The organism is Bacillota bacterium (assembly GCA_013178305.1).
In the GTDB taxonomy this organism is placed as follows: Bacteria; Bacillota; Sulfobacillia; order JABLXB01; family JABLXB01; genus JABLXB01.
The window spans coordinates 180,755-206,231 of sequence record JABLXB010000001.1 but is presented as its reverse complement, the minus strand read 5'-3'; the positions used below and the strand labels follow the sequence as shown (position 1 = coordinate 206,231).

The window sequence follows — 25,477 nt, the reverse complement described above, 5'->3', positions numbered from 1 at the left end:
CGCAATTGCCGTACCAACAGGTCCGCAGTGGTGGCGCCTTCTGCGAATGGGCAGGCTCCGAAGGGTTTTTGATGTCCGCCGATCGACAACCGGTGGCCACACATCGCGCCTAACAATTGTGACAATAAGCGGTCGGATTTGTCAATCGGGTAGTGAAAGACAAGGAAGTGTCCCAGGCGCTATAATGGTGCTTGAGGTGTGATGGTCTTGAATGACTCAGGGAGACTGCAGGAGTCTGGCCCAGTTCCACGCGAGGCGCAGATCACTTCAATTCCCGTTCTCCACAGCCTCTGCGAGGCCCTCGCCCGGTGGGGAGACCCCGGCTATTGCCTGAGTGAGGTCTGCCGCGCCCTGGCTGAGATACCCGCGGTCCGCTACTGCGCATGTTACGTGCGAGAGGTCGGCGAATGGAAACTCAGCAGAATCGCCTCATATCCGGAAACCCCGGTTGAGCCGGGCGTCGAAGCAGACCTCACGGCGTTCATTACGGATGTGCTTGCGACGAAGAAAGCTTTAACTCGCCGGCTTGCGGATGGCTCCACCTTCTACGGATTGTCGGCGCCAACCCGGAAGGGGGACGACATGGCCATGGTTGTTCATTCCACTGCGCTGAGTGATCGCGGGGAAGGCGAGATCCTCAACACCCTGGCTTTCGTGGTCCACCTGGGGTCTACTGCCTTGCGCTCGCTCGAATCCATGGAGGCCGGGATAGAGGACCGCGCCTTGCGGCGCCTGCAAATGATGCGGTCCGAAATGGTGACCACGCTCTCACATGAAATGAGGACGCCGCTTGCCGGCATAAAGGGCTACGTTACCGCACTCTTGCGAAGCGACGTCACATGGGATGAGCAAACCAGACTGGAGTTCTTGCAGGTTATCAGCGACGAGAGCGATAAGCTCGAGAAGATGGTGTCCAGCATCCTGGATATGGCGGCGATGGAGACAGGCAACGTCTCTCTGGAGAAATGCCCGACGGTAATGCCGAGGCTGGTTTCGGACGCCGTCTCGAAGATAGGCGTGAAAAGCGCCAAACACACGTTTGTGATAGACTTCGAGCCCGGTTTCCCGGTGGCCGTGGTAGATCCCCTCAGGATTGAGCAGGTTATCTATAACCTGCTGGACAACGCCGTCAAGTACTCTCCGGACGGGGGCCTCATTGTGGTCAGCGGTAGAGTCCTTCCTGACCGCGTGGTGATTGCCGTTGCCGATCAGGGAAGGGGCATCCCGCCCGAGCATCTCAACAGGCTGTTCGAGAAATTCTTCAGGATCGGCTCACTTGAGCGGGTCAATGGGGTCGGGCTCGGTCTCCCAATAGCGCGGCAACTGGTGGAAGGGCACGGAGGCCGTATCTGGGCGGAGAGCGTCGAAGGTAAGGGGACGACCGTATACTTCACTCTCCCGGTTGAAGCGGGTGGGGAGGAGCCCAAATGAGTTCCGCGAACGGGGAAAAGATCCTGGTGATAGAGGACGAGGCCAAGATCGTTCGACTGCTCAGAGCGAATCTCGAATCCGTCGGCTACCGCGTTTCGTACGCGCTCACTGCCCGTGACGGCCTTTCGGCTGTCGAAAGGCAGATGCCTGACCTCGTCGTGTTGGACTTGATGTTGCCCGATGGGGACGGTTACTCGCTGTGCCGGAGGATCCGTGAATTCTCGGATGTCCCGGTCATCATGCTCACCGCCAAGGCGCGTGAACACGAGAAGATCGAAGGATTTCATAGTGGCGCCGACGACTACGTGACTAAACCCTTCAGCTCGGCGGAGCTGATTGAACGGGTCAAGGCAATGCTGAAGCGTGCAGGCGGCAGGCATCTCAGCAGCTCAGCGACGGACCTGAGAGCCGGAGACCTTCTTGTCAGCTTTTCCCAGAGAAGGGTGTTCCGTGGGACAACGGAGATAAAGCTCACACATACGGAGTATAACCTTCTCTATCACCTGGCGATAAACGCCGGGCGGGTGATGCTTCACGAGGAGCTGTTGAGCCTTGTATGGGGGCCCGAATACAGGGATGAACTCGAGTATCTCCGGGCGTACATTCGCCACCTCCGGCTGAAAATCGAGGTTGATCCTTCAAACCCCAGGATCATTCTATCGAGCCCTGGCATCGGGTACTCCTTTGCCGCGCCCAGCACCGCCTGAGCCTGTCCACCACCAGATTCCTTTCCTCATTTCCCGGTTTTTCACGCCTTTTTTACGTCGACCCGTGGCCTTTTTATGCGGTTTTCACGGTCCTGCCGTTATTATTGGACCGGAACCGGTTTCATTGACGTCACAGGTCGGGGGTGATCGGTCTGGCTGGTAATGCCCTTATGGAAAGCGTCAACCTGGCTTATGAGAGCGCCGTCACAAAATTGGGGCTCGATCCGGGTCTCCGTACCCTCCTCGCCTCCCCGGAGAGGGAGGTCGCAGTCACAGTCCCCGTTGTCATGGACGATGGGACTCTGAGGACATTCCAGGGTTATCGCGTGCAGCACTCCAGCGTTCGGGGCCCCTACAAGGGGGGGATCAGGTATCACGTCAGTGTGGACCTGGACGAGGTAAGGGCTCTTGCCGCGCTAATGACATGGAAATGCTCCGTAGTCGGCCTACCCTATGGAGGAGCCAAAGGTGGCATTTCCTGTGACCCCAGGAGTATGTCGAAACCTGAACTGGAGCAATTGACCAGGAACTATGCGAGAATGATGGGTCCACTCATCGGGCCTCAGGTGGATATTCCTGCTCCAGACGTGAATACGGATGAGAGAGTCATGTCCTGGATCGTCGATGAACTGGCTCAGGGCGGAGCCGTCTGGTCACGGGCGAGCGTTACGGGCAAGCCGTTGGTGCTGGGCGGTTCACATGGGCGAAGAGAGGCAACCGGGCGCGGCGTCGCGTCTGTCGCACTGCACGCGCTCCGCAGGGCAGGGAAGAACCCCGCAGGGTGTACGGTGGCAATCCAGGGCTTCGGCAAGGTTGGGTCGTGGGCGGCGAAGTTCCTTCACGATGCCGGTTGCAGGATCGTTGCAGTGAGCGATGTCTCGGAGGCCATTTATCTCAAGGGAGGTTTCGATATCCCGGATCTTTTGGGCTACGTGTCGAGTACGACATCCGGGTTACTGGAGGGGTATGAATCAGCGGGCGTCCGCCAGATCACAGGGGATGAGATCCTTACCCTGGACGTCGACGTACTCATCCCTGCGGCGGTTGAGGCCCAATTAACGGAATCCAACGCCGGCGACGTGAGAGCCAGGATCATTGTCGAGGGAGCAAATGGCCCCACTACCTTTGGTGCCGACGAAATCCTGAATGGCAAGGGCGTAGTCGTTGTCCCTGACATTCTGGCTAATGCCGGCGGGGTGATGGTGTCTTATTTCGAATGGGTCCAGAACCTTCAGTGCCTGCAATGGTCGCTCGGTGACGTAATGGCGAGGCTCGAGGACCTGATGGGAAAGGCCTGCGGTGAGGTTTGGGCCGTCTCGAGCGAAATGGGATGTTCCTTGCGAATAGCGGCCTACATGCTCGGGATAAAGAGAGTGGCCGAAGCGGCCCTTGCCCGCTTCTCCCTGGCTGCTTGAGTGTTGATGAGGAGGTTGGAGATCGATGGCAATTCCATTGGAGAATGTGGTTTCGATCAACGTGGAAGGCATCGTAGAGGCAGCGGTCAGGCAAGGCCTGCAGTTTGCGGTCGAGAAGGCGGGTTGCGCCGGCGTGGATGCGCTTCTTTCCAGGCTGGCGGCTCATGACGAGTGGGCCCTGGGATACTTCGCCTACTCGTGCGCGCATAATCTGGCGGATTCCGTGGCGGCACTGGATGGGAACATCAGCGAAGCTTACGTCCTGGGTCTGGAAGGGAACGATTGTGGGTCCGCGTCGTTCCCCGTGGTGTTGATAGTCAGCGTCGCATGCCGCACGGCGGCGCTTGAATCCATCGTCTCCAGGATAAATGGCGCCCTTCCCCGGATGCTGGTCGAGGTTACCGGTCTGGGCCCGGACCTGTCCGCAGGTTTCATGGATGTTCAGGTCATCGAAGACGAGGATGTAAGCATGAGGAGGGGGTTGGGCGCCGCCGTTCACTCTCTCTGGGCTCCCGCCCTGAGGGTCTGGGTCCGGCGCAGGTCGGTGTAGCGAACGGCATGCGCGATACCGTGCGGCAGGTGCGGCTCCATCTGGAAGAAAGACGGGGTAAAACGCGGGCAGGCTGCCGGGCACATGGCGGCCCGCCCCGGTTTGCGAGGTGAGGGGCCGTGAGGGTCTGCGTTGCGGGCGGTCGGGATCGGGCTGGGAAAACGACTGTTGCTGTAAACATAGCCGTGGCGCTGGGCATGCGCGGACTGCCGATCTGCCTCGTTGACTGCAATGTGGAGAACCCGGCCGTCCATTTACTCATGAACCCGGCCTGGGAGGTTATGCGTGATGTTGTAGTGCCAGCGCCGGACTGTACCCCGAGAAGAATAGGTGAGATATGCCGGGGGGTTCGATCCGGCATAGCGATTGTGCAGGGCAGGCTGACTCCGGGCCAAGCGGCGCCGTCGCTGTTGATAAGGCAGATCAAGGAATCATCGTGGACGGGCGACGCCACAGTCCTCGATTGCCCTGGCGGGGTATCGGAGCCCGCCGTTGAATCGGTCAAGGGGTGTCAATTCTGCATTCTGGTGATTGAGGCAACGCCATCCGGTTTGAATGACCTGACCAACGCTCTGGAGATGCTCAGGCCGCTCGGCATGCCGTACGGTGTTGTGGTTAACCGGTACGACCTGGGGACTCGCGAACCACTGGACTACTGCCAGGCCAAAGGGCTTCCGGTACTGATGTGCATCCCGGATAGCGACAAGGTGGCGGAGTTGCATGCACGGGGGATTGCCATCTCCTCGGTCTCACGGGAGTGGCAGCGCCGTTTTGGCGAGTTGTGGGACAGGAGCGTGAGAACCGCACGGAAGCTGCTGTCAGATCAGGGCCCATAACTTCCTGCGTAGCGTCCCTTTTCGACATTGTTCCCCCTGAGAAACATGTCCGTGAAGAGCGAGTTCTGGAGCGCATCAATTGAGGGACGGAAGGCGAGCATGGCAAAGAACATCACAGGCAAAGAACACCCTCATTGACTGGATGCCGTGGAGGGTGTAGCATGGCCGCAGTCCAGGTTGCCCACCCCCAGGGAAACATCGCCACGCCGCGGCAGTGGCCGGGCTTGGCGTGCCGGGCAAGAACTCCCTTGGCATAACCCCCAAGTACGGGAACCGCGTCGATCTCGTCTCGATCATCACCGGCCTGCCGCTCGAGCCGGACCCATTGTGCGAGGAGGACCTCTGCCCGGAGAAATGCTGGCTGTGCCTTGAGGCGTGCGCGGCCGGTGCGCGCTGGAAGGCGACAGAACCATTATCCAGAACCGGCGCTTCACGAGGATGAAGGAGTTCAGGGCTTTTTTCCTACACGGACGAGAACGGAACGACGGTGACCCCGTCTGCCGGTCACAGGAGGGGCGGGGAATTGCCGTCGAATAGGGATGTAGGGCCTAGATCGATGAGAGGTGGATTTCGTGAACAGTCAATTCCGGACCACGGCAGGCCTGCCGTCCGCAGTCGAGGTTTTGGAGACACGGGGAGGAGCCCTCTACAGGCTCGATATGCCGCCGGTAGTACCTGGGCTTGACCATTTCATAACCCCGTGGGTCATCGTCGACGCCGCGAGGGGTAAGAACACCGTTGTTGACGTCGGCCCTGCCGCGACGGTGCCGGACCTCGTTTCCGGTCTGAAGGCTCTGGGCGTGAACCGGGTCGACTACGTCTTGCTGACCCACGCGCACATCGACCACATGGGCGGTCTCGGCGATTTCCTGGCGTACCACCCGGAGGCGATGGTCATCGCCCACCCCAAGGGCCACCCGCACCTGATCGAGCCATCCCGGCTCATGCAGGCGAGCATTCAAACGCTGCGGGAACTGGCGAGTGCGTACGGCCCGATAGCTCCGGTCCCGGCGGGTAACCTCCGGCCTGACGGCTCCTCCGTGGAAGGCCTCCGGGTGATTGAAACGCCGGGCCACGCGCCCCATCACTTCTCGTTCATCTACGACCTCGGGGACGAGAAGGTAATGTTCGCGGGGGAGGCGCTCGGGCTATACACGTGGGAAGGGGGCGGCCCGCCTGAGGAGGACGGCGAGGACTTCCTCCCGTACATCAGGCCGGCGACCCCCCCGAGGTTTTTCTACGACGTGAGCGTGCGGTCGGTGGAGGAGCTGCGGAACCATGAGGCTTCGGTCATGTGCTACGGTCACTTCGGGTATTCGAGGAGGCCCGGGTTTCTGATGGACCTCCACAGGAAGCAGCTTGGGCTGTGGAAGTCGGTGGCCGCACGGACGCTGGACGAGCAGCGTACCGCCGGCGCTTCGCCTGACGAGACCATCTCCGCCGTGTTCAGGAACCTGCTGAACGAAGACAGGCACCTCGAGATGTTTCACCGGTTTGCGGGGGGCGTCAAGGCGCGGGAAGTGTCGTTCATCAACAACAGCATCAAGGGGTTCGTCGGATGCCTAATGGTGAAGCCGTAGAAAGTTGTATGACTAGGAAGACCTAGAAGAGTCCGGACTCCTGACAATGGTCTACTTCGGTTTCGGCCAGCGGTTAGTCGGCTTAATCCTGGGGGCTTTCTCGTCAACTGTCCGTGAGATGGCGTTGGATGTGACCGGGATGCCCTGTCTGACTTGGGCAACCTTTAGTACCGGGAATACCCGCCCCATTATTCTCCGTGGTTTTCCGTTCCTGCCGCCAGCCAAGACCAACCACCAGTTGCGTCTGGTCTTGTTTCCAGCAGCCTGCCATTCAGCGATGACAGCGTCTATCATTTCTGCAACATCTTCGTAGCCGTTTTCTCTAAGCCATCGTCGAACCGAGATATCGTCCATTTGTTTGCCGGCCCCTCCCACGCTACTACCCCGTTACCGCTCGGCTCACGGGTGTGTGCGTCCGCTTCACCACTTGAAGGAGACGACCCGATTGTATTCCTGCTCGTCGGACAGTTTGAGGACCAGGAAATCTATCCACTTTTGCGTGTAGATATAGTCGCTGTGAGGCTCGTCAAACTGACAGTACTCCGTTTTGCACCCTGCCGGATCTTCGCCCGGTTTCCTTACGCCGAAGAGCTTCCAAGCTTGCGTGTGGTTATGTATGCTGAACGGGCGGCCGATCTTCTTCGCGACTATCTGAGCGACAGTTGACGGCCGGAATTTTCCTCGGTTCAGAACCTCCACTCTGCGATCCCGTATGAGTGCGATTTTCCTGGTAACGTCAAGGAATTCCGGGTTAGAGGGATCGTACTTCAGGAACTCGATCGCTAGGTCCGACGAACTCTCGTGATTGCCAATTCGCGGCACCAGGTAGACTCGAAAACTGAATCGAGGATCCTGATAGACTTCGGTCGGCAGTTCCGCTCTGAAACCGTCAATGTAGTCCTTGATCTCATCATATTGCTTACCTTGAAACCGCTTCATGGCTTCCATCTGTCCTTGCGGGCGGATAGTCGAGGTTTGGAGAGGCACAGACATGGTTTCTCGCAGGGCGTAGTAGTCGCCAAATTCGCTCGTAAGCAGGTCATCGAAGTTCATCAAAAGCGCCTGACACTCGCCTCCTACGTGTGGATCGATTGCTGGAACATACCTGTGTTCGATCTTGTTCCGGAGTCCGATGATGAAATCGAGGTTGCGCCTTATGGGCGAATTCGACGAGCCGAAATAGCGATCCATACAATCCCCAATGCCCCATGCCTTGGGGTCGCCATCTACAACTACCGGGGAGCCATCTTTCTCGTATATGTACGATATGCCTCGTTTCTCAAAAACAGCATGAAACAGAGCGGTCCAAGCGATAACCATCATTACGATGAAACCCTGCGTTCGGAACAGCGTTCCCGGGCGATTATAGATATCGAGGGCTAGCACCGCGGCTTCTCTTGCTTTTGCTACTAAGCGTTCGGTTTCCAAGGGAAAGTCCGGTTTACGCGGGTCTCTGCTTAAGGCCTGCTTCTGAGACATCAGGCGGACGTACTCCTCTTCCGTGTAGGGCAAGGGCTGTGCCACGACATACTGCCCACCGTTCCTCGTAAGAAAGCCGTCCCATTTCTTTGTCACATAGGTTCTGACGGTGTTACGACGCCACCCGGTAGCACACTGAATCTCTTCAAGCGTAAAAGGAATACCCGTCTTGTGTCTTTCCAGAAAGAATTCATATGATTTCCTAATAGGTAGGGTTTTGTCAGTTTTCATAACGCTCACCCTATTCAATTCTACCATAATTGGAAGTCCTAGCAATCACCCACCATCTCTACCCTCGCACCTGTGAGCACAGACGACAATACTTACGGCTTCCATAAGTGACGAAGCACCACGGTCTACCGTGGTGCTTCGATTACACTCAGCATAGCTTACCGAGCAGGTTACCGCCCCGCGGCTTTCATTAACGCCTCGCACCTCGCCGGGTCGATCGGGTTGAAGATGTAGCCGTCGACTTTGACGTTGGTCCCGACGAGTATGCCGTCTCCGTACTCCAGCGCCTCTTTGACGTTGGCCGGAGTTACGCCGCTGGAGACCATGATCTTCACCTTGGGATATCTCTTCTTGGCCTCCTTGAGCAGCGCGAGGTCCGGCGGGAGCCCCGCGCGCGGGCCTGGCATCAGCACGACCTCGGGCCCGAGCATGAACAGGGCCCCGTCTATCAGCGATAGGAACTCGCGCTTGTCGAGTGATGTGCCGGCGTGCGGCGTGAGGTTCAAGAACATTGGGATCGAACCCGCATCTATGCTCTTGATGTAGCGCGCGATGTCGCCTGGGTTGAACACCTCGAGTCCGAACAGGCTGGCGAACACACCGGACATGTACGTCCTGACGAACTGGGCGTCGAGCGCTCTCGCGAGGGCGAACGTCGCCTTGGGGTCGATCAGGCAGCCGACGCCGTACGGCATCTTGACCTTGTCTATCACTTCGGTGGCTATACGCGCGTACGCAGCCACAGTCTCGAGCCCGACCGGGTTGGAGTACGGGTAGTCACCCTCGTTGGCGAAGATCATCGCGTCAAAGCCGGCTTCCTTGAGAGCCTTCGCGTCCTTGACCGCCGTCTTCACCAGGTCCTTCATCCTGGTTCCAGCCTCGAACTTTGGCGCCCCCGGCAGCGGTGGGAGGTGGACCAGCCCTATGATGGGCTTCTCAGTGCCGAACACTTTCCCGAAATCCAATCGCTTCACTCCCTACGCCAGTATCTTGAGCAGGCTGCACGCGAACCCGATCGCGAAGATGTAGCCGATCACCCTGACCGGAGAGACGCCCTTCCTCAGCCACTGCCACACGATGAGGAGAAACGCCAACCCGAGCAGGCCGGGCATGATCTGGTTCAGGATCGGCTGCAGCGCGACCGCCGTCTTCCCGATGGTGAACTTGACCGGGGTCTGGAGGCTTACGCGGCCCGCGGCAAGCGCTCCGGTCACCATGAGCCCGAGCACTGACAGCGCCGACGTCACCCGATCTAGGATGTTGCTCTGGAGCATCTGCTGTATCGCGTTCTTGCCGAGCCTGTAGCCGGTGTAGAACATGAACCAGCTCACGCCGATGGCATACCCGCTCATGAGAAGGAAGAAGATCACGGGGCCCATCGCGTTGCCCTTGATGGCGAGGTCGATGCCGATCGCGAGGAAGACGGTCTTCATCAGGCCCTGGGTAATGGTGTCACCGATGCCTGCCAGCGGCCCCATGAGCGCGGTCTTGAGGGAGTTGATCATCTCGTCCGATATCGGCTGGTCGTTAGCCCTCTCCTCTTCAAGGGCGGCGCAGAGGCCGGGTATCATGGAGCCCCACGTGGGTTCGGTGTTGAAGAACGTGAGGTGACGCTTCAGGGCGGCGACCAGGTCCTCTTTCTTCTGGTAGAGCCTGGTGAGCACCGGAATCATGGAATGGCATATGCCGAGCGACTGCAGGCGCTCGAAGTTGTAGTTTGTCTGCAGGAAGAATAGCCAGCACAGGAACGACTTCCGTAGTGTGACTTTGTCCAGCGTCTTTCTTTCGGTCATCCTCATTACCCCCCTTTACGCTGCCTTCTCGCGTTCGCGGTATAGTCTTAAGGCACCGATGCACGCGCCGACAATGGCCACGGCCATTACGTCCATCTTGAGGTAGGTGGCCATGACCCAGCCCAGGAACAGGTAAGGTATCAGGCCCGGCTTGGCCAGGAACTTCAGGAGCATGCCGAGACCGAGCGCGGGGAGCAGCCCGCCGGTGACCTTGAGCGCATCGATGAGCCACTTGGGGAGCTGCGTGAGCGCCGTGTTTACCCAGCCGCTACCATAGTAGATCGCGAGGAAGGTGGTCGGAACATACACGAGGAACGGAAAGATCTGCGAGCACACGACGTTCATCAGGATGATACCGCGCGTATCGCCCTTCTCGGCGTACTCGTCGGCCTTGTGCACCCAGAACGCGTTCAGGGTCATGCGGGTGTTAAACGCGAGCAACCCGAGCAGCCCGAGGGGGACTGCCAGTGTCATCGCAACCTCGGGGGTGGCGTTGGCGATGATCCCGAGCGCCACTCCCAGGTAACCGGCGAGGGCCAGGTCGGAGGGGAGCGTTCCACCCGCGGCCACGAGACCAACGTAAGCCATCTGGATCGTGGCGCCGATTTGCAGTCCGAGCGGGACGTTACCGAAGATCAAACCGTCGATGAGTCCTGCCATCAGTGGGCCGCCGAAGTACAGTGCCCAGCGCACGCTCATGGGCAGGTACGTGGCGACCACCCAGGTGATTATTGCTACGAGGGCGGCTTGGAAAAACATCCTCACTTACCTCCTTGTCTGTGACTGCTACTGCCAGTTGGCCAGCGCTCTACCTACATCGAAGACCGGATCTGTGGGTATTCCCTGGATGTACACACGGACCCCTCTCCCGGTCAGCGCTCTCAGATCGGCCACGTCTTCCGGGCTGACCGAAACCGACCTGTAGAAGCCCTTGCGCCCAGGGCCTGCGCCCATTCCGCCGATATTGACCTCCGTCAATCTGAGCCCTGCGTCCATCAGCTTCAGCACCACTGAGGGGCGCTTCACCAGTACGAGGAGCCTTCGTGTTGACGCGGCCTGTGCCGCCGCCAGCTGCTCCGCCGCCCCTGCCAGGGACAGTACCGAAAGCGCGACCTCCTTGGGGCACACCATCTGCAGAACGCTTTGGGTGAAACTGTCGGCCGCCACGGTGTCGTCAACGACCCATATCTCGTTGGCGTTGACCTGCCGTACCCACATTGTCACGACCTGCCCGTGTATAAGCCTGTCGTCGATACGTACCAGAGAAAACAAACGGATTTCACCTCCCCCCAGCCGGGGATAGACTCTCACGGGCGTTCTTGATGCCGTTCTTACCCGACTCCGCGGCCATCCGCGCCAGGGCATCGAGGCTGTCCGCCGTCCCGCCTTGAAGGGCCATTGCCACTTCGAGCAGCATCGGGAGGTTGACTCCCGAAACGCATTCGACCGACGGGCCGCGCATCAGCTGCATTGACGCGTTGAACGGGGTCCCACCGAAGACGTCGACCAGGACGAGGGTTCCGTCCGGGCTGTTTGAGGATATCCTCTCGAGCTCCCCGAGTATCTTGTCTCCATTCTCACCAGGTTCGAGTTCGATCGCATGGACCGGGACCTGTCCGGCGATCATGCGGAGGCTCTTGACGAGCGCTCCCGCTAGCGGTCCATGGCTGACGACGACGACGCTGACCGTAAGACCTCACCCCTGAGTCAAAGGTTCGCCATGCGCCCCGGCCTGTGCCGGCACAGTGCCGGATGCTTGTGTGTCATCCGCGCACAATGCTATGCTGAGAGTAACGCAAAGGACGACGTGAACCCGCTGTGAACTCGGCGTAAACTCGACGCAGACTCGAAGGCCTGCGGCTTCCTCGTGCCGGTGCGACGTATTGACGAGTATCAGTTGCAAGAGACATGCCGGATAGTGTGTCATCCGAGGACCCCGGGCGATGTCCGCAGTCCGGCGGGAGTGTGCGGTGATGTGTGAGTGAGGCGCAGGCAAAGGGTAACGAACGTGATAGCGGAATTGCGCGCAGGCGGGGGGCCGGGGTTCTCCGGGGTAACCGCCGTCGAGGTGGCGGCACGCTGCGGGATCTCGAGGGAAAACGCGAGCCGCGAACTCAACCGGCTGTGTGCTGAAGGGAGTCTCGTAAAGTCCGCGGGGCGACCGGTCAGGTTTGACCTGGCCGCAGCCGGTAAGGATCAGGCTGCCGGCGCGGCGGCGCGGGGTGAACAGGCGAGCCCGGGCGGACACGCCCGGCAGCTGGGCACGTCCGGGCCCGGTGTCCACAGCGACCAGCCAGAGGCGTTCCGGAAGATAATCGGATATGACGGAACGCTGCAGGTAGTCGTCGAGAAGGCCAAGGCCGCGATGATCTACCCAGGGGGGCTGCACACGCTTATCACCGGGCCGACGGGGTCCGGCAAGACGATGCTCGCCCACGCTATGCACGATTTCGCGGTTCAATCCGGTTCGCTGCCGCCCAGCGCCCCGCTCGTCGTGTTCAACTGCGCGGAATACGCGAGGAACGAGGAATTGCTCGCGAGCCACCTTTTCGGCCACGTCAAGGGGGCTTTCACCGGGGCGGACAGCGACCGCGCCGGACTCATCGAGAGGGCCGACGGCGGGATTCTCCTGCTAGACGAGGTTCACCGCCTGCCGCCATCCGCCCAGGAAATGCTGTTCCTGCTCATGGACTCGGGGATCTACCGTAGAGTAGGGGAGTCGCGGCAGGAGCGCCGCGCCGGCGTGACCATCATATCGTGCACCACCGAGGTTCCGGACTCAGCCCTACTCCAGACGTTCCTGAGGCGAGTCCCCGTGCTGATAAACATGCCCGCGTTCGGTGACTGGTCGGTGGGGGAAAGGGTCCTGGTCGTCAGGCACCTCCTGGCCAGGGAGGCCGACCACCTCGGTAGGCCGGTCTCGGTCGATCAGGTGACCTTCGACAGGTGGGTGGATTTCCGCGGCGACGGCAACCTGGGGCATCTGCGCAGCGTGATCCAGCTCGCTGTCGCGAAAGCGCTGCTGAAGTCGGGCGCGGGCAGGAGAGTAGTCTGCGTCGGTGCGGCCAGGGACGCGGGCGACGGCTCGGAGCCGCTAACCGTAAGGCCCGGCCTCCCGCAGGGCGTCTCGCAGCGGAACATCCTCAACGAATTGTCTCAGATGATGGATAGCGGCGCAAGGATGGACGAGGCGTTTTCATCCGTCATCGAGCATCTCGAGACCGATGGCCGCTCCACCCTGCAGCGGAAAGCCCGTTCGGGCGCGGCTGGGCTCGTGGAATACCTGGTCCCGGGCCACATCAGGCGAGCGACGACCCGGGCACTCGAGTCCGCCTCGGGGTTGCTCGGCGTCACGTTCGACTCGGCGCACCACCTCCGGCTCGCGCTTCACCTCGCGGCTGCGATCGGCCGGTTGGATTCTGCCGGCCCTGCTGAGGAATTCCCCGCCGCAGCCACGCCGGCCCAGCGTACGGCCGCCGAGACAGTACTTCGGGGGCTCGAGGAAGACCTTGGGGTTGAGATGCCGGCGAGGGAGATGGTTTACCTCACGCGGTTTCTCATCTCGGCAATGGGGGAATACGCCGGGTACCAGGCGTCGCGACAGGCCGCCGGCAAGCCCGTAATCCTCGCCACCTGCTACTCGGGGGAGGGCGCCGCGGCGAGGATCCGCGACACGCTGAGAAGCATTTTCGGCGATAGTGTGTCGGTAGTGTGTTGTGGTGAGCGCGGTATAGACAGACTCCTGGATTCCGGATACCTGAATCCCTGCGGCGTGGTCGCGGCTATCGGGAGCGTGGACCCGAGGCTTCCCGGAGTACCGTTCATCCCGGTTGAAGACCTCGTCATGGGAGACGGGCTGAAAGAGCTCGTGGACTTGCTTGGACTCGACCCGGCCCGCATGGACACGTACGAGTTCTCAATGGCTGGCAGCCTGACTATGGACACGCTACTGGACAGCATGGTTTTCCTGAACCCCCACAAGGCGCTCTCGGAGGCCGAGACGTTTGTGCGAACCCTGGAAAGCGGGCTCGGGAGGAGTTTCAGCAAGGCAGTGAGGGTCCGCCTGATGGTCCATACGGCCTGCATGCTCGAGAGGCTCGTAACGCGTAAATCCTCGGGCTCCATCGAGGGTGCGGCAACATCGAGGCACATCGGGTCCGACGACTTGCAGGGCTTGCTGGCGCAGCAGGTCCGGTGCGCGCTGGCTCACGTCGAGAGCAGCTTCGAACTCAAGGTACCGGACGACGAGGTGCTGATCCTCTCCCAGATCATCGAAAGTGAACTCCCCTGACAGTGTTCATGGTTGAGAAACCGGTCCCGCTGGTATATACTACCACCGGTTGGGGGTCCGTCAGTAGACCTGGCGGATCGCTGAAACGACCCGGGGAGGGATCCGCATGAGCCGGCTGATACTCAAGAGGTTTCTGCAAATTGCCGTGATCGCGGTCATGCAGGCCGCAATCCTCATGGCGGCCGCCGGACGTCTCGCGTGGACCTGGGGGTGGGCCCACGTCGCACTCTACGCCCTGACCGTCGTGGTGAACTCGCTCGTACTCCTTCCGAGGCACCCCGAGCTGATCGCTGAGCGCGCGGAAGCAAAGGAAGGGACGAAGGGTTGGGACCGCGTACTTGCCCTGCTCGTCAGCCTTATTGGACCCATGGCGATTTGGGTCGTGGCCGGTTTGGACGAAAGGTTTGGGTGGACACCGGAAACCAGCCTCTCAGCGCGCCTTGCAGGGGCAGGCCTGATCGTAGCCGGCTATGGCGTCTTCAGCTGGGCCATGGTCTCCAACAAGTTCTTCGCGGGCGTCGTCCGCATTCAGAAAGAACGCGGCCACCAGGTCGCCACGGCGGGGCCGTACCGGTACTTGAGACATCCCGGCTACGTGGGGATGGTCATGTTCACACTCGGCGCGCCTCTGCTCCTCGGCTCGGCATGGGCGTTCGTTCCGGCCGGAGCGACGGTATTGCTGACGGTTCTCAGGACAGCCCTGGAGGACGCCACGTTGCAGCGTGAACTGGACGGCTACAAGGATTACGCTGCGCGAGTTCGCTACAGGCTGTTGCCCGGCGTGTGGTGATGCCGAAGCGCCCCGGCTGGCCCGGGGCGCTTGCTCATGACATCTCGCTCACGCTGTCTCGGGTGTATAGCCCGCATCCCGAATGGCATCCATGAGGGCCTGCGGGGTGGCCTGATTATGCCTGCTCCACCGTGGTAAAATCAAGGTGCTGGCAATGATAACCCAGGGAGGGCACGTCTCGCGCCAGGGCGTCATACGGTGACGGCGCACCCGAAGCCCCCGGGTTATGCGATCCGGCGTAGGGAAAGGTGGAATTTGTGAGTGGGGGCGAGTTTTTTCCGGGTGGTGTTCGTGGTTGACATCATCCTGGCCTACGTGATCCGGATGCCGCACGTGAAGCGAAACATCCGGAACAGGGTGAGGGAGAACCGGACGACAGCCTTCGAATGGGTTGTCATGCCTCTGACCTTTGTGGGTATGCAGCTGTTACCGGTGCTTCAGATAGCCACACGGTGGCTGGACTTCGCCGACTGGCGCTTGCCTCCGGTTGCGGTTACGGCGCTGGGATTGGCCGGTATGACCGTGTTTGCGCTGGGTTTGTGGCTACTATGGCGGGCTCACGCGGATCTCGGAAGGAACTGGTCCTCGAAGGTACAGTTGATAGAGGGCCAGAAGCTGGTGACGACCGGCGTATATCGATACATCCGTCACCCGATCTACGCCGCACACTGGCTGTGGGCCCTCGCACAACCGCTGCTCCTCCAAAACTGGATCGCGGGCCTCGCCGGTTTGGTTACTTACCTGCCCGCTTACTTCCACCGGGTGCCTAGGGAGGAAGAGATGCTGGTCCAGCATTTCGGGGACGAATACCTGGAGTACATAAAGTATACCGGGCGCGTTTTACCCATCGTTCGCCGGTGAAGGAGTGGGTCAGGTGTTGAGAACACGGCGACGCGAGAACCGGATTGCGCTGGCGCTTGTACTGGCATTGCTTGTTGGCATAGCCGGCTTGTCGCCTGCGCCCGCGTGGGCCGCACCCGCCTTGGAACTCCATCATGTCCTGGTGGACGGGAAACCGCTTGCGCCCGGGGCTCTGGCGGAGCGTTCTTGGCTGAGTATCATGTTGCCAGCCAGAGCCGTGTTCGAGGCCATGGGCTGGCGGGTCGAACTTGACCCGAAAACCAGGATGGCCGAGGCCACACGAGACCTGAACCGGGTTGTGGTGCGGGCCGGCTCTTCGACGGTGACGGTGTCCGGGAACTCGTTGACGCTGAAGGACCCATGCTCCTGGCGGAACGACGATGTCATGGTTCCCGCCGAGGTATACAGGCTCTGCGGCGCGGAGGTCGTGTACGACGCGCGCGTCGGCCTGGTGAAGGTCCTATCGCCCGAGATGGCCGCCAGGCTTGGCCGGGAGAACCTGGGTCCGTTCGGGGCTACGGTGATGCGCATCGCCGCCACACCGGGGGGCGAGCGGGTCTACATCGCCACTATTCACAACGGCCTGTATGTCAGCTCGGATAGAGGTATGACGTGGGAGCACCTTGGGCTGGAGGGCGGGTTTCCACAGATGCTGGCGGTCAACCCGAGTAATCCACAGGTGGTATTCTACTCAAATGGCTATGGACTCGATCGAAGCGCGGACGGCGGTCGAACGTGGACGGGGGTCAAGGGCCTTCCCGACCTGTTTACGATGACGTTCGACCCCACGGGCAAGACGGCCTATGCGGCGTATGCAGAGGGTAGCATGATCGGCGGCAGCACCGTCACGCTCTACCGGAGCACCGACGGTGGCCTGACGTGGGCGAGGACGGGTTCGAGTGTCGCGAGCTATCTGATGGGCGACATCGTAGTCCACCCGCGGACGGGAGCCCTGCTGCTCGGCTCGGGGTGTTCTGGAGTTGAAAGCGGCGCCGGCAGGGTCAAGGTCTCGACCGACGGTGGCCGGACCTGGAATTATGGGCCTGTCGAGGGCGTACTCGCTTTCGCCGCCTCACCGGACGGCAGTGTTGTGTACTCCGCCGGCCTTCAGGGCATCTGGTCCACCAGGGACGGGGGTCTGACATGGGCCAAACTCGACCCCGGGATTGCGCCGAACCCCTACGTTGCTCCAGTCTTGGCAGCCGGCTCAGTTCTCGTTCTCGCCGAACAGGGCGGCGAGGCGGCCGTCAGCGACGATGGAGGCGCTTCATGGCGGCGGGTGGTCGTACCGTCAGGGATTCCCCACGCGGTGTGCTCCGATGGACAAGACATCTACCTGGCCTGCGGCGATCACCTCTGGAAATCTCCGGATTCAGGCGCCACGTGGGTTTCGCTGGACGACGGCCTGGCGTGCACCACGATATACGCTACCGCAGCCGCACCCGGTGGCATGCCCCGCTACGCATGCTCCCCTACGAGGGAGTTCTGGAGGCGCGGCGACGATGGACGCTGGGGACGGCTGACGCCAACCGGATTCCCGGATGACGCCGAATGGGAAGTGGCGCGGCTCGTCCAGGACCCCGGAAATGCGGACTCCGTATTCGCAATTGTTGTCCGGGGGTGCCTGACCCCCTGGGTACGGGCCGGCGACCTGTACCACAGCTCGGACGCGGGCATGCACTGGTCGCGGCTGGAGGCATTCCCCGACGGGGGTGTCTCGGCCGTGGTCTTCGACCCGCACCGCCCCGGGACGCTGTGGGTCGCTCTGGCGGGACCATCGACGGCCGGCGGCGTCCACGTCAGCCGCGACGGGGGCAAGACGTTCACGCCCGCAGGGCTCTTGGGGACCGGCGTCACGGACGTGGCAATCGGTCCTTCCGGGTCGGTGTGGGCGGGGACCGCCGATGGCGTGTGGGTCAAGACCACGGATGATGCTGCGTGGGCTTCAAGCATCCGCGGGTTGTCCGGGCATTACATAAGGAGAATTGCGGCGGACCCATTCGACGCGAGATATGCGTACGCAGTCACGGACGGGGGCGTATCGGTTACCAGTGACGCGGGGGAAACGTGGAAGCCGTCGGATCCCGGTTATCCCTGGTCCAAGGGCGTCCCCTGGTACGAAGACCTGTGCGAAATCGTCGCTCACCCCGGGCGGGAGGGACTCGTCCTGTTAAGGGGTAACCGCAGTGGGCTCGTTTGGTATTCCCGCGACCGCGGAGGCACGTGGTTTGAAGTCCCGGGCCTCAACCCCGGAATAGAGGTGGTGGGGCTGTCTGTTGCACCGGGCACCGGGGTGTTCGTCCTCACCAACGGGGCGGGAATTATCTGGGTGAAAGAACTTCCGTTGGATCCGGGCGCAGCCACCGGGGAATGGCCGGGCGGGCGAGAGCCGGAACGCCCCGCATTGCCGCTCACGTGGACGAGGGGGCAACCCGTCCCGGGCAGGTACGCGTGGTCGTGGGTGTATGCCAGTGGCGCGCACGCGTTTATGAAGCAAGATATGGGCCGGATTATGGCCAGCAGCGACGGGCTCAACTGGGAGGCCTCACGGATTGTTGAACCCGGGAGGGGCCTCTGCGAGCTCAGGGCAGTCGCGCCTTTGGCCGGAGAAAAGGCGGGAGTTGCATACGGCATCTCTGTGGAGCACTCCGAGCGGGAATCGCTGGCTGTCATAGTGCGGACGATTGACGGGGGCGATACGTGGGAGGAAACGGGTGAGGTGCCGGGCAAATTTGGGAACGTGCTCTACTCGGTCGGGGGCTTGAAGGGCCTGGAACTGGCGGCCAGCGGGTCCAACCCCGACAACCTGGTCCTGGTGGGATGGATCATGAGCGGGTCCGGGGGCAGATCTGGCGCATATTTCAGCAACGACGGTGGCCGGACCTGGGCGGCATGCAGAGGATTGCCGGGCCCATCTCTCATGAGTATCCAGCTGCTCGCCGGCCCGGGCGGCGCGGCTGAATTCCTGGCCTATTCCGCCGCGACTACGGCGTTCTACCGGTCGGGTGACGGCGGCCGGACGTTCACCCGGTTCACGTCGAGTCTTCCGGAGACTTCTGATTGTCGGGTGGGCGGCATCGGTCCAGACCGCATCTACCTGGGCAGGTTATCCCTGTCATATGAGGGACGCGCCGTCTCCGAGACGCGCTTTCCGGCGAACATCGAAGACCGGAGGTTCAGAATTATCGCGGTCTCCCGCGAAAGGGCAGGCTGGTTACTCGGTGGCTACCACCTGCCGGACGGGCGGTTTTTCCGGATTCATCTCAGCACCGACTGGGGGAAAACCTGGCGTGCGATCGCCGGTGAGATAGGCAATCCCGCGGTAGTCTCGTGCGCGTTTCTCTCGGGCGACAGGATACTGCTTGCAACGCAGAAGCCGGGCACTGGAGTGCAAACCTGGGTGGCAAGAGTGAACCTCGAGTAGCCGGCGAACCCAGCCAGTACAGGGGGTGGGTCGTGTGGACCGTTCCAGGAACCTTAACAGATGGCTCCGGCTGGATGTAGTCAGGGTGCTCGCGCTCGGCGTGGCATGGGTCGGGTCGGTCGTCCTGCATAACCTCATTAGCGGCCTGCTACACGTTGAAGAACCCGTATTCTTCACCATTGCCGTAATAGTCATCCCCGCGTACGCAATCGTCGCCGTCGTGTACACCCTTGCTTTCCTCGTCATGCGAAGCAGGCGATGAACCGGAGCCAGCGGGATCTGGCGCCCCACACCGGCAGGAACTCACGTTTGCCTAGCCTGATCCCCTTGACCCGGACTCGTCAGGACGATTGATTGGCAGTAGTCATGCCGGTTCCCTTCCTGTGAAGAGACGTTATTTCAGCTCCGAAGGGACCCGCTGGCGGCTGCTCGTGTTGATGAGCGCCTGCCCACCCTGAGACTCTGACGACATAAGCAAATGGAGTAATGGAGAGCCCTCTAATCGGGCTCCCCATTACTCTTTGCCCACAATGACTTCGTAGTCGGCGCCGCTCGTCACCAAATGAAGCCAGACGGCCCCCGCGGGAGAGGCAACGACTGGGTGCTATCTTCTTCCTCCAAATACACTCTCAGCGAGCTATCCCACTCCACCCATTCGTACACAATTGCCACGTTCTCGAGGCCTTTTACCGGGACTCCCGGGTATTCGGAAATCATCACGCACAGCCTTTCTGAGGGGGAGATCCACCTTGTCCTCCATCGAGTAACCACCTCGGTCACGAATGGCCGATTCAGCCAGTAGATTTACTTCAGTAGAGACTACCCGTAGATGAGTTTAGTTCCCCAAGATCCAGACATTGACCAGTGTTGGCATATTCGGGTTGTCATGTGGGTATTCTTACATATCATACAAAAATCTGAGAGGTGTGCTGTATGAGTATGCTTGCGACAGAGGGCGCGCCGTCCAAACGTATCCGCTGGAAGGCCGGCAAAGAGGCCGAACTGTGGCAGTACGTGCAAGGCCGCCTCGCGGCGGGAGCCAATGTCAGTGAGGCCCTGAAGGGGTTCGCCGACGACAACGGCATCAGCTGGCTGACGGCGCGGTGGAAGTACTACAGGTTGAAGCAGAACAAAGGGTCCGGTGGGGAGGACGCCTCGCCGGTGGCGACGGAGGAGCCGGCGCCCGTGACCTCGGAGCGTGACGGCGATACGGCCTTCAGGGCGCTCACTTTGTTCCTCAAGTCGGCTACGAGTCTGGACTCGCTCGAGCTGAGTGGGTTCCTCAGCGGCCTCGCGACCCTCGCGGAGATGGCCCTGACCGGGAAGACCGCATCCGGTGAACTGGCTGTCCTCCGGACCAGGCAGCGTGAACTCACCGAAAGGGTCCGCGCATATGAGGAAAAGCTGGCCGGAGCCGCCGGCCGGCTGTCGGCCGTCCGCGCGGTGGTGGACGACTGGCTCAAGATGCCGGGAGTCGACAGGGTAACGTCACTGGAGGAGTTCACAGGACGCCTGACCGGAGCCCTCGGCCAACTTGAGGCGCTGCTACAGCCGCCAGAAAGGTTATCCTGAGCACGGAGCGAATTAAGGCGGGGCCCTACAAGGGTCCCCGCCTGGGAGGCACCGGCCCGGAGGGGATGGGGAGGCCTGGCACCTCAAGGGTAGACTCGGTGTTCATGCGGCTCGCGCCACTTCGACGGTTACATATTACGTAACTGACCGCCGAATGGTTACATAAATCCACCGAGATGACGCAGAGTTGACTCCGGGATGCCACCGGCTTCGAGTTTACCGCAGGGCGTCTCCGCCCTGCGCCCTCCGCCGGGCTTGCGCCCCCCGTCAGCTCGAGCCGCCACCGCCCTGGCCGTCCTGGTCCCCTCAACTGCCTTGCTGGCCGCCTTTGGCGCCACCTGCTGCACCCGCGCCACCCTGTATCAATTTCACCAGCGCATCTCTGACGGCGCGCTGCATCGCCTCCTGAACCTGGGGGGACTGCAGGGACTGCGAAACCTGCTGTTGCAGGGTCTTCTGCATCTCCGGGGCCGAGACTATCTTCTTCAGCTCATCCTGGATCATTTTCTGCCCTTTGGGCGATTTGAGCAGGTCGTCCATGGTGATGGAAGTCCTCGTGTCGCGTACTGCCTCCTCGAGGATCCTCCGGCCTTCGCCGGCCTGGAGCTCCTGCCTTATCGCGGCCTGTATCTTGGGGTCGCTCTGAGCCCCCTGTTGTCCACCTTGTTGGCCCCCGCCCTGCGCCTCCGACTGCTGCTTCTGGCCACCGCCGAGGGAAACCGAACAGCCCCCGGCCGCCAGCGCAAGGCAGAGCGCTACCGCTACTGCCACCGCCCTCACGGGGTTTCCGGTCAACCGGGCCATAATATCACCTCCCCCTCGCTGTCCTGGTGCGTCTCCAGGGTCACCTAGTGCGATGGCCCGGCGTCGATCTCCAATCTGTGGCCTTTTCCCCTGCCGTCGCTCTCTTTGGGCATCGTGATCTCGAGAATCCCGTTCCTATAGGTCGCCCGCGACTGCTCGGGCCTCACCTGTCTCGGCAGCGGGATTGACCTGAAGAAGGTGCCGTACTGTCGCTCGCTGTAGTAGAAGCCCTCCTCGTCCGTACGCTGCTCTCGCTGTATGTCACCCCTGATGGACACCGCGTTGTCGGTGACCCTCACGTCCACGTCCTTTGGATCGATGCCTGGTAGATCGGCCCGCACCACGATGCTGTCACCGCTCTCGAACAGGTCCACCGACGGTTGCCAGGGACCTGCTTCGCGCGCCGTAGTCCTGAAGGGTTCGATGAACCGGCCGATCTCGTCCCGTAGCCTCGCAAGTTCCCGCCCGGGGTCGTACCTGAACAACGACATGAGACTACCTCCTTTGGAATGGTCAAGTGGAATGGTCAAGGTTATGTTGTCCGGCGGCGGACGGGGTAATTCCGCTTCGCGGGCGGGAGTCACGAGCAAAAATGCCCGACACCAGGAAAGGAAGCCCCTCCGGGCTTCCTTTCACTCATCAATGCTTCGGCTCTACCTCAACCTCCGGCCCGAACACGGGAAGGTCTGGAGCGGCCTGCCCTTTCGCCTCCGGAGGGGTCATTTCCTTGGTGGTGAGATCGTTCGGAGGCGTTTTGAATGGGTTAATCCTCTTGCGAGCGGCCTGCTTGTGAAGGTCCTCGGCCGCCTTGATTCTCTCCTTCGAGTCTTCAGACGCCACGGCACACACCCCCAGTTCGAACCCGTACGGTAGTGTGCACCGGAGCGCCCGCCCCAATGCCCGCCCGCCATGTGACTGCGGGGCGCCTCCATGTCCGGCCCGTTCAGGAGGCCGGGTTTATCTCGTACGAGTGTTCTATGGGACCCGCATGCTTCAGCGTCTGGTAGACCGGGCAGTATTTCTCGCAAAGCTCCACGAGTCTCTCGACCTGCTCCTTCTGGAGGTCCGGCCCCCAGAGGCGGTATTTCAGGCGCCCGCCCTTGATCGCCGGCACTTTGCCGTCGGCCAGGTCCCCCGACACCTCGATCTCGAGCCTCGTCAGGTTTAACCTCATCTTCTGGGCGAACGCGAGCGCGGTGAGACCCGCGCAACCACCGAGGCTGGCGATGACCATCTCCAGGGGTTTCGGACCGGCCGAATCGATGGTGATTACCTTTCCGGAGGGCAACCTGGACTCGAGCGCATGCTCTCCCTTCCACTGGATGTGTACCGTTTCCACCGGCACTCGAAACACCTCACTTCAGTAATCACTGCGGCGTAATGGTCTCTATCCGTTCAACGGCCTGCTTGACAAGTCCTTCAACGTCCAGCCCTCCCTCGGCGGACTCGGCCTGTTCGAGCCCGGGTTTCGTCCGGGGGTTCTTCGGAACGAACAGCGCGCAGCAGTCCTCGTATGGCTGGATCGATGTGCCGAATGTCCCGATCTCCCGCGCCCTGGCTATGATCTCGGTCTTGTCCAGGCCACAGAGCGGCCTGAGGATCGTCATGCGCGTGACGTTTCCGATGGTGGCCATGCTCTCGAGGGTCTGGCTGGCCACCTGGCCGACGCTCTCCCCCGTAATCAGCGCCTGGCAGCCCTGCTTCAAGGCTACCCTTTCCGCTATGCGCAGCATCATCCGGCGCATCACTATGGTGATCATCTCGTCGGGACACGTCCGGCCGATCTCTTGCTGGACTTCGCCGAACGGGCATACGTGGAGCACCACGGGCGAGCCCCACGTCGACAGCGTTTCGCAGAGGTCCATGACCTTACGCTTCGACTTCTCGCTAGTGAATGGGAAGCTGTAGAAATGCAGGGCCTCGAGGAGCAGGCCGCGTTTCATCATGTACCACCCTGCTACGGGGCTGTCGATGCCACCCGACAGGAGAAGCAGGCCCTTCCCGCTGGAACCGAGCGGCAAGCCGCCGGGCCCGGGTATCACCTCCGAGTATACGTAAGCCCCGTCGCTGCGCACTTCGACCCACGCGGTGGCCGTCGGGTCTCGTAGATCCACCGAGGCCCCACCGTCGAACCGGTCCAGGATGTAGGCCCCGACCGCGCGGTTTATCTCGGGTGAGGTGAGAGGGAAGCGTTTGTTGGCGCGGCTGGCACTCACTCTAAACGTGAACGGCGGGCGCGCCGCGGCGGAGAGGGCGTCGTACGCCGCCTCCTCGATCGCTTCTATGCTGAGGGGTACCCTCACCGCGGGGCTCAACGACACGACGCCGAACACGCGCTTCAAGCGTTCGACGGCTGCGCGGGATTCTCCGCAGGGGACGCGGGCGATTACACGGCCGTATTCGTTCGTGACCCGGGATGGGATGTCCCCTAGCGAGGAGGACACGTTTCTCACGAGGGTGTCTTCGAAAAAGGACCTGTTCCGGCCCTTGAGGCCGATCTCGCCGTACCGCAGCAGTATAACTCCGTTCTCCATTCTACCTGTGGAACCCCCTGAGTCCCGCCACAACCTCCTTCAAGTGGCCGGTGACCGTGTCGACCTCCGCGAGCGAGTTGTACCTGCCGAGACTCAGCCTTATCGACCCCACAGCGAGGTCGCGGGGCACTCCCATCGCCTCGAGCACCCTGCTGGTTTCGCCCTTGCGCGAGGAACACGCGGCGCCGGTGGAGACGTGGACGCCCCGGGAGCCCAGCATCCTCACGAGGACCTCGCCCTTGACGCCGCGGAACGCCACGTTCAGGATGTGTGGGGCCGCACCGTGGCGCGGGCTCAGCAGCGCGGCATCCGGTATCTCGGATTCAATCCGCCTGGCCAGGGTCTCGCGGATTGGCCCGAGCTCCCTCTCGGCGAAGCCCGGGTCGGCGGCGATCTGCGAGCAAGCGACCCCGAACCCCGATATGCCCGGCACGTTCTCCGTCCCGCTCCGGATGGAATGCTGCTGTCCGCCCCCGTAGATGATGGGCCGGAGCCGGACGCCGTCCCGTATCCAGAGCGCGCCCACCCCTTTGGGGCCGTGCACCTTATGCGCGCTGACGCTGGCCAGGTCGACTCCTGAATCCTGGGGCCGGAACGGGACGTGGCCGAGCGACTGCACGGCATCCACGTGCAGCAGGGGTTTACCGTCACAGGCGCGCACCGCCGCCGCTATCGCGTCCAGTGGCTGCACCGCGCCGGTCTCGTTGTTGACGTGCATCACGCTTACCAGGACCGTGGCGGGCGTAAGTAGCCCCCGGAACTCGTCGAGGTCTATAACACCGTCGCGGTCGACACCGGCGAACACGACTTCAAAACCCAGCGACTCGAGTTCCTTGACCGTGTTGAACACCGAGGGGTGCTCGATTCGACTGCTGATTATCCTGGCTCCCGGCCGCCGGCGCCAGGAGACCGCGCCGAAGATGGCGAGGTTGTTCGCCTCGGTGCCTCCGGACGTGAATACGATGTTGCTCTTGCCCCCGCCGAGCGCCGAAGCCACGGCGCGGGCGGCCCTGTCCACCACCTCTTCAGCCTCGATTCCTTTCGGGTGCAGGGAAGAGGGGTTTCCGTATGCCTCCAGAAGGCAGCGCGAAACCTCCGCGGCGACTTCGGCGCTCGCACGCGTGGTTGCGGCATTATCCAGGTATATTTCCGCCCGAGTTCCCTCCATAAGCGCCCCCG

The 25,477-nt window shown here is 61.6% G+C and carries 25 protein-coding genes and 1 pseudogene; 13 read left to right on the top strand and 13 right to left on the bottom strand.

What is annotated here, in order from left to right; translation table 11 throughout:
- Positions 1 to 207 precede the first annotated feature (207 nt).
- The 7 genes from HPY55_01060 (at position 208) to HPY55_01030 (ending at position 6,519) form a co-directional block, all read left to right on the top strand.
- Positions 208 to 1,431 (top strand): hypothetical protein, encoded by a 1,224-nt coding sequence (locus HPY55_01060; protein ID NPV69219.1) that lies wholly within the window; start codon positions 208 to 210, stop codon positions 1,429 to 1,431.
- Positions 1,428 to 2,138, top strand: coding sequence for a response regulator transcription factor (locus HPY55_01055; GenBank protein ID NPV69218.1), 711 nt, complete (start codon positions 1,428 to 1,430; stop codon positions 2,136 to 2,138). Before HPY55_01060 ends, HPY55_01055 begins: the two co-directional genes overlap by 4 nt.
- Before the next feature lie 170 nt (positions 2,139 to 2,308).
- Positions 2,309 to 3,553 carry a Glu/Leu/Phe/Val dehydrogenase gene (locus HPY55_01050; GenBank protein ID NPV69217.1) on the top strand — a complete coding sequence of 415 codons (1,245 nt, stop codon included), beginning with the start codon at positions 2,309 to 2,311 and terminating at the stop codon, positions 3,551 to 3,553.
- A gap of 25 nt (positions 3,554 to 3,578) precedes the next feature.
- Positions 3,579 to 4,103, top strand: coding sequence for a hypothetical protein (locus HPY55_01045; GenBank protein NPV69216.1), 525 nt, complete (start codon positions 3,579 to 3,581; stop codon positions 4,101 to 4,103).
- A gap of 119 nt (positions 4,104 to 4,222) precedes the next feature.
- The gene (locus HPY55_01040; protein ID NPV69215.1) at positions 4,223 to 4,939 is read left to right on the top strand and encodes a P-loop NTPase; all 717 of its coding nucleotides are present in this window, start codon (positions 4,223 to 4,225) and stop codon (positions 4,937 to 4,939) included.
- 229 nt (positions 4,940 to 5,168) lie between these two features.
- Positions 5,169 to 5,381: a hypothetical protein gene (locus HPY55_01035; GenBank protein ID NPV69214.1), complete on the top strand. Its 213-nt coding sequence runs from the start codon at positions 5,169 to 5,171 to the stop codon at positions 5,379 to 5,381.
- 130 nt (positions 5,382 to 5,511) lie between these two features.
- Complete coding sequence (locus HPY55_01030; protein ID NPV69213.1) at positions 5,512 to 6,519, top strand: MBL fold metallo-hydrolase; 1,008 nt, start codon at positions 5,512 to 5,514, stop codon at positions 6,517 to 6,519.
- Positions 6,520 to 6,570: 51 nt separating this feature from the next.
- Here the strand turns inward: HPY55_01030 and HPY55_01025 are convergent, their stop codons facing one another.
- The 7 genes and pseudogenes from HPY55_01025 to HPY55_00995 form a co-directional block, all read right to left on the bottom strand.
- Positions 6,571 to 6,873, bottom strand: a complete 303-nt coding sequence (locus tag HPY55_01025; GenBank protein ID NPV69212.1) for a hypothetical protein — start codon at positions 6,871 to 6,873, stop codon at positions 6,571 to 6,573.
- Between the two features lie 66 nt (positions 6,874 to 6,939).
- Positions 6,940 to 8,229, bottom strand: coding sequence for a DUF3644 domain-containing protein (locus HPY55_01020; protein NPV69211.1), 1,290 nt, complete (start codon positions 8,227 to 8,229; stop codon positions 6,940 to 6,942).
- Between the two features lie 170 nt (positions 8,230 to 8,399).
- A complete protein-coding gene (locus HPY55_01015) occupies positions 8,400 to 9,194 on the bottom strand; it encodes a BtpA/SgcQ family protein (GenBank protein ID NPV69210.1) in 795 nt (264 codons plus the stop codon).
- A gap of 12 nt (positions 9,195 to 9,206) precedes the next feature.
- Complete coding sequence (locus HPY55_01010) at positions 9,207 to 10,028, bottom strand: PTS system mannose/fructose/sorbose family transporter subunit IID (GenBank protein ID NPV69209.1); 822 nt, start codon at positions 10,026 to 10,028, stop codon at positions 9,207 to 9,209.
- Between the two features lie 9 nt (positions 10,029 to 10,037).
- The gene (locus HPY55_01005; protein NPV69208.1) at positions 10,038 to 10,781 is read right to left on the bottom strand and encodes a PTS sugar transporter subunit IIC; all 744 of its coding nucleotides are present in this window, start codon (positions 10,779 to 10,781) and stop codon (positions 10,038 to 10,040) included.
- Between the two features lie 27 nt (positions 10,782 to 10,808).
- Positions 10,809 to 11,294: a PTS sugar transporter subunit IIB gene (locus tag HPY55_01000; GenBank protein NPV69207.1), complete on the bottom strand. Its 486-nt coding sequence runs from the start codon at positions 11,292 to 11,294 to the stop codon at positions 10,809 to 10,811.
- Positions 11,295 to 11,301: 7 nt separating this feature from the next.
- Positions 11,302 to 11,703: pseudogene (locus tag HPY55_00995) on the bottom strand (PTS sugar transporter subunit IIA).
- Positions 11,704 to 12,003: 300 nt separating this feature from the next.
- Here HPY55_00995 and HPY55_00990 point away from each other — a divergent pair.
- The 6 genes from HPY55_00990 to HPY55_00965 all read left to right on the top strand — a co-directional run bounded on the left by HPY55_00990 (position 12,004) and on the right by HPY55_00965 (position 20,960).
- Complete coding sequence (locus tag HPY55_00990) at positions 12,004 to 14,313, top strand: sigma 54-interacting transcriptional regulator (GenBank protein ID NPV69206.1); 2,310 nt, start codon at positions 12,004 to 12,006, stop codon at positions 14,311 to 14,313.
- Between the two features lie 106 nt (positions 14,314 to 14,419).
- On the top strand, positions 14,420 to 15,103 hold the full coding sequence (locus HPY55_00985) for an isoprenylcysteine carboxylmethyltransferase family protein (GenBank protein NPV69205.1): 684 nt from the start codon (positions 14,420 to 14,422) through the stop codon (positions 15,101 to 15,103).
- 261 nt (positions 15,104 to 15,364) lie between these two features.
- Positions 15,365 to 15,964, top strand: coding sequence for an isoprenylcysteine carboxylmethyltransferase family protein (locus tag HPY55_00980; GenBank protein NPV69204.1), 600 nt, complete (start codon positions 15,365 to 15,367; stop codon positions 15,962 to 15,964).
- 16 nt (positions 15,965 to 15,980) lie between these two features.
- On the top strand, positions 15,981 to 19,388 hold the full coding sequence (locus HPY55_00975) for a hypothetical protein (protein NPV69203.1): 3,408 nt from the start codon (positions 15,981 to 15,983) through the stop codon (positions 19,386 to 19,388).
- A 34-nt stretch (positions 19,389 to 19,422) separates the two neighbouring features.
- Positions 19,423 to 19,650, top strand: coding sequence for a hypothetical protein (locus tag HPY55_00970; GenBank protein NPV69202.1), 228 nt, complete (start codon positions 19,423 to 19,425; stop codon positions 19,648 to 19,650).
- Between the two features lie 671 nt (positions 19,651 to 20,321).
- Positions 20,322 to 20,960, top strand: coding sequence for a hypothetical protein (locus HPY55_00965; protein ID NPV69201.1), 639 nt, complete (start codon positions 20,322 to 20,324; stop codon positions 20,958 to 20,960).
- Between the two features lie 306 nt (positions 20,961 to 21,266).
- Here the strand turns inward: HPY55_00965 and HPY55_00960 are convergent, their stop codons facing one another.
- The 6 genes from HPY55_00960 to HPY55_00935 form a co-directional block, all read right to left on the bottom strand.
- On the bottom strand, positions 21,267 to 21,764 hold the full coding sequence (locus HPY55_00960) for a hypothetical protein (protein NPV69200.1): 498 nt from the start codon (positions 21,762 to 21,764) through the stop codon (positions 21,267 to 21,269).
- Positions 21,765 to 21,808: 44 nt separating this feature from the next.
- Positions 21,809 to 22,255, bottom strand: coding sequence for an Hsp20/alpha crystallin family protein (locus HPY55_00955; GenBank protein ID NPV69199.1), 447 nt, complete (start codon positions 22,253 to 22,255; stop codon positions 21,809 to 21,811).
- Between the two features lie 148 nt (positions 22,256 to 22,403).
- Positions 22,404 to 22,604, bottom strand: a complete 201-nt coding sequence (locus HPY55_00950) for a hypothetical protein (protein NPV69198.1) — start codon at positions 22,602 to 22,604, stop codon at positions 22,404 to 22,406.
- A 103-nt stretch (positions 22,605 to 22,707) separates the two neighbouring features.
- Entirely contained in the window at positions 22,708 to 23,109 is a 402-nt protein-coding gene (locus HPY55_00945; GenBank protein NPV69197.1) for an OsmC family protein, read from the bottom strand.
- Positions 23,110 to 23,131: 22 nt separating this feature from the next.
- Positions 23,132 to 24,298 carry a tRNA 4-thiouridine(8) synthase ThiI gene (gene thiI, locus HPY55_00940; protein ID NPV69196.1) on the bottom strand — a complete coding sequence of 389 codons (1,167 nt, stop codon included), beginning with the start codon at positions 24,296 to 24,298 and terminating at the stop codon, positions 23,132 to 23,134.
- Position 24,299: 1 nt separating this feature from the next.
- The gene (locus HPY55_00935) at positions 24,300 to 25,466 is read right to left on the bottom strand and encodes a cysteine desulfurase (GenBank protein NPV69195.1); all 1,167 of its coding nucleotides are present in this window, start codon (positions 25,464 to 25,466) and stop codon (positions 24,300 to 24,302) included.
- Positions 25,467 to 25,477 lie beyond the last annotated feature (11 nt).

Coding starts and splice junctions, on each gene's coding strand:
- HPY55_01055 (NPV69218.1), top strand. CDS start 1,428: ATGAGTTCCGCGAACGGGGAAAAGATCCTGGTGATAGAGGACGAGGCC.
- HPY55_01050 (NPV69217.1), top strand. CDS start 2,309: ATGGAAAGCGTCAACCTGGCTTATGAGAGCGCCGTCACAAAATTGGGG.
- HPY55_01045 (NPV69216.1), top strand. CDS start 3,579: ATGGCAATTCCATTGGAGAATGTGGTTTCGATCAACGTGGAAGGCATC.
- HPY55_01025 (NPV69212.1), bottom strand. CDS start 6,873: ATGGACGATATCTCGGTTCGACGATGGCTTAGAGAAAACGGCTACGAA.
- HPY55_01020 (NPV69211.1), bottom strand. CDS start 8,229: ATGAAAACTGACAAAACCCTACCTATTAGGAAATCATATGAATTCTTT.
- HPY55_01010 (NPV69209.1), bottom strand. CDS start 10,028: ATGAGGATGACCGAAAGAAAGACGCTGGACAAAGTCACACTACGGAAG.
- HPY55_01005 (NPV69208.1), bottom strand. CDS start 10,781: ATGTTTTTCCAAGCCGCCCTCGTAGCAATAATCACCTGGGTGGTCGCC.
- HPY55_00985 (NPV69205.1), top strand. CDS start 14,420: ATGAGCCGGCTGATACTCAAGAGGTTTCTGCAAATTGCCGTGATCGCG.
- HPY55_00965 (NPV69201.1), top strand. CDS start 20,322: ATGAGTATGCTTGCGACAGAGGGCGCGCCGTCCAAACGTATCCGCTGG.
- HPY55_00960 (NPV69200.1), bottom strand. CDS start 21,764: ATGGCCCGGTTGACCGGAAACCCCGTGAGGGCGGTGGCAGTAGCGGTA.
- HPY55_00955 (NPV69199.1), bottom strand. CDS start 22,255: ATGTCGTTGTTCAGGTACGACCCCGGGCGGGAACTTGCGAGGCTACGG.
- thiI (NPV69196.1), bottom strand. CDS start 24,298: ATGGAGAACGGAGTTATACTGCTGCGGTACGGCGAGATCGGCCTCAAG.
- HPY55_00935 (NPV69195.1), bottom strand. CDS start 25,466: ATGGAGGGAACTCGGGCGGAAATATACCTGGATAATGCCGCAACCACG.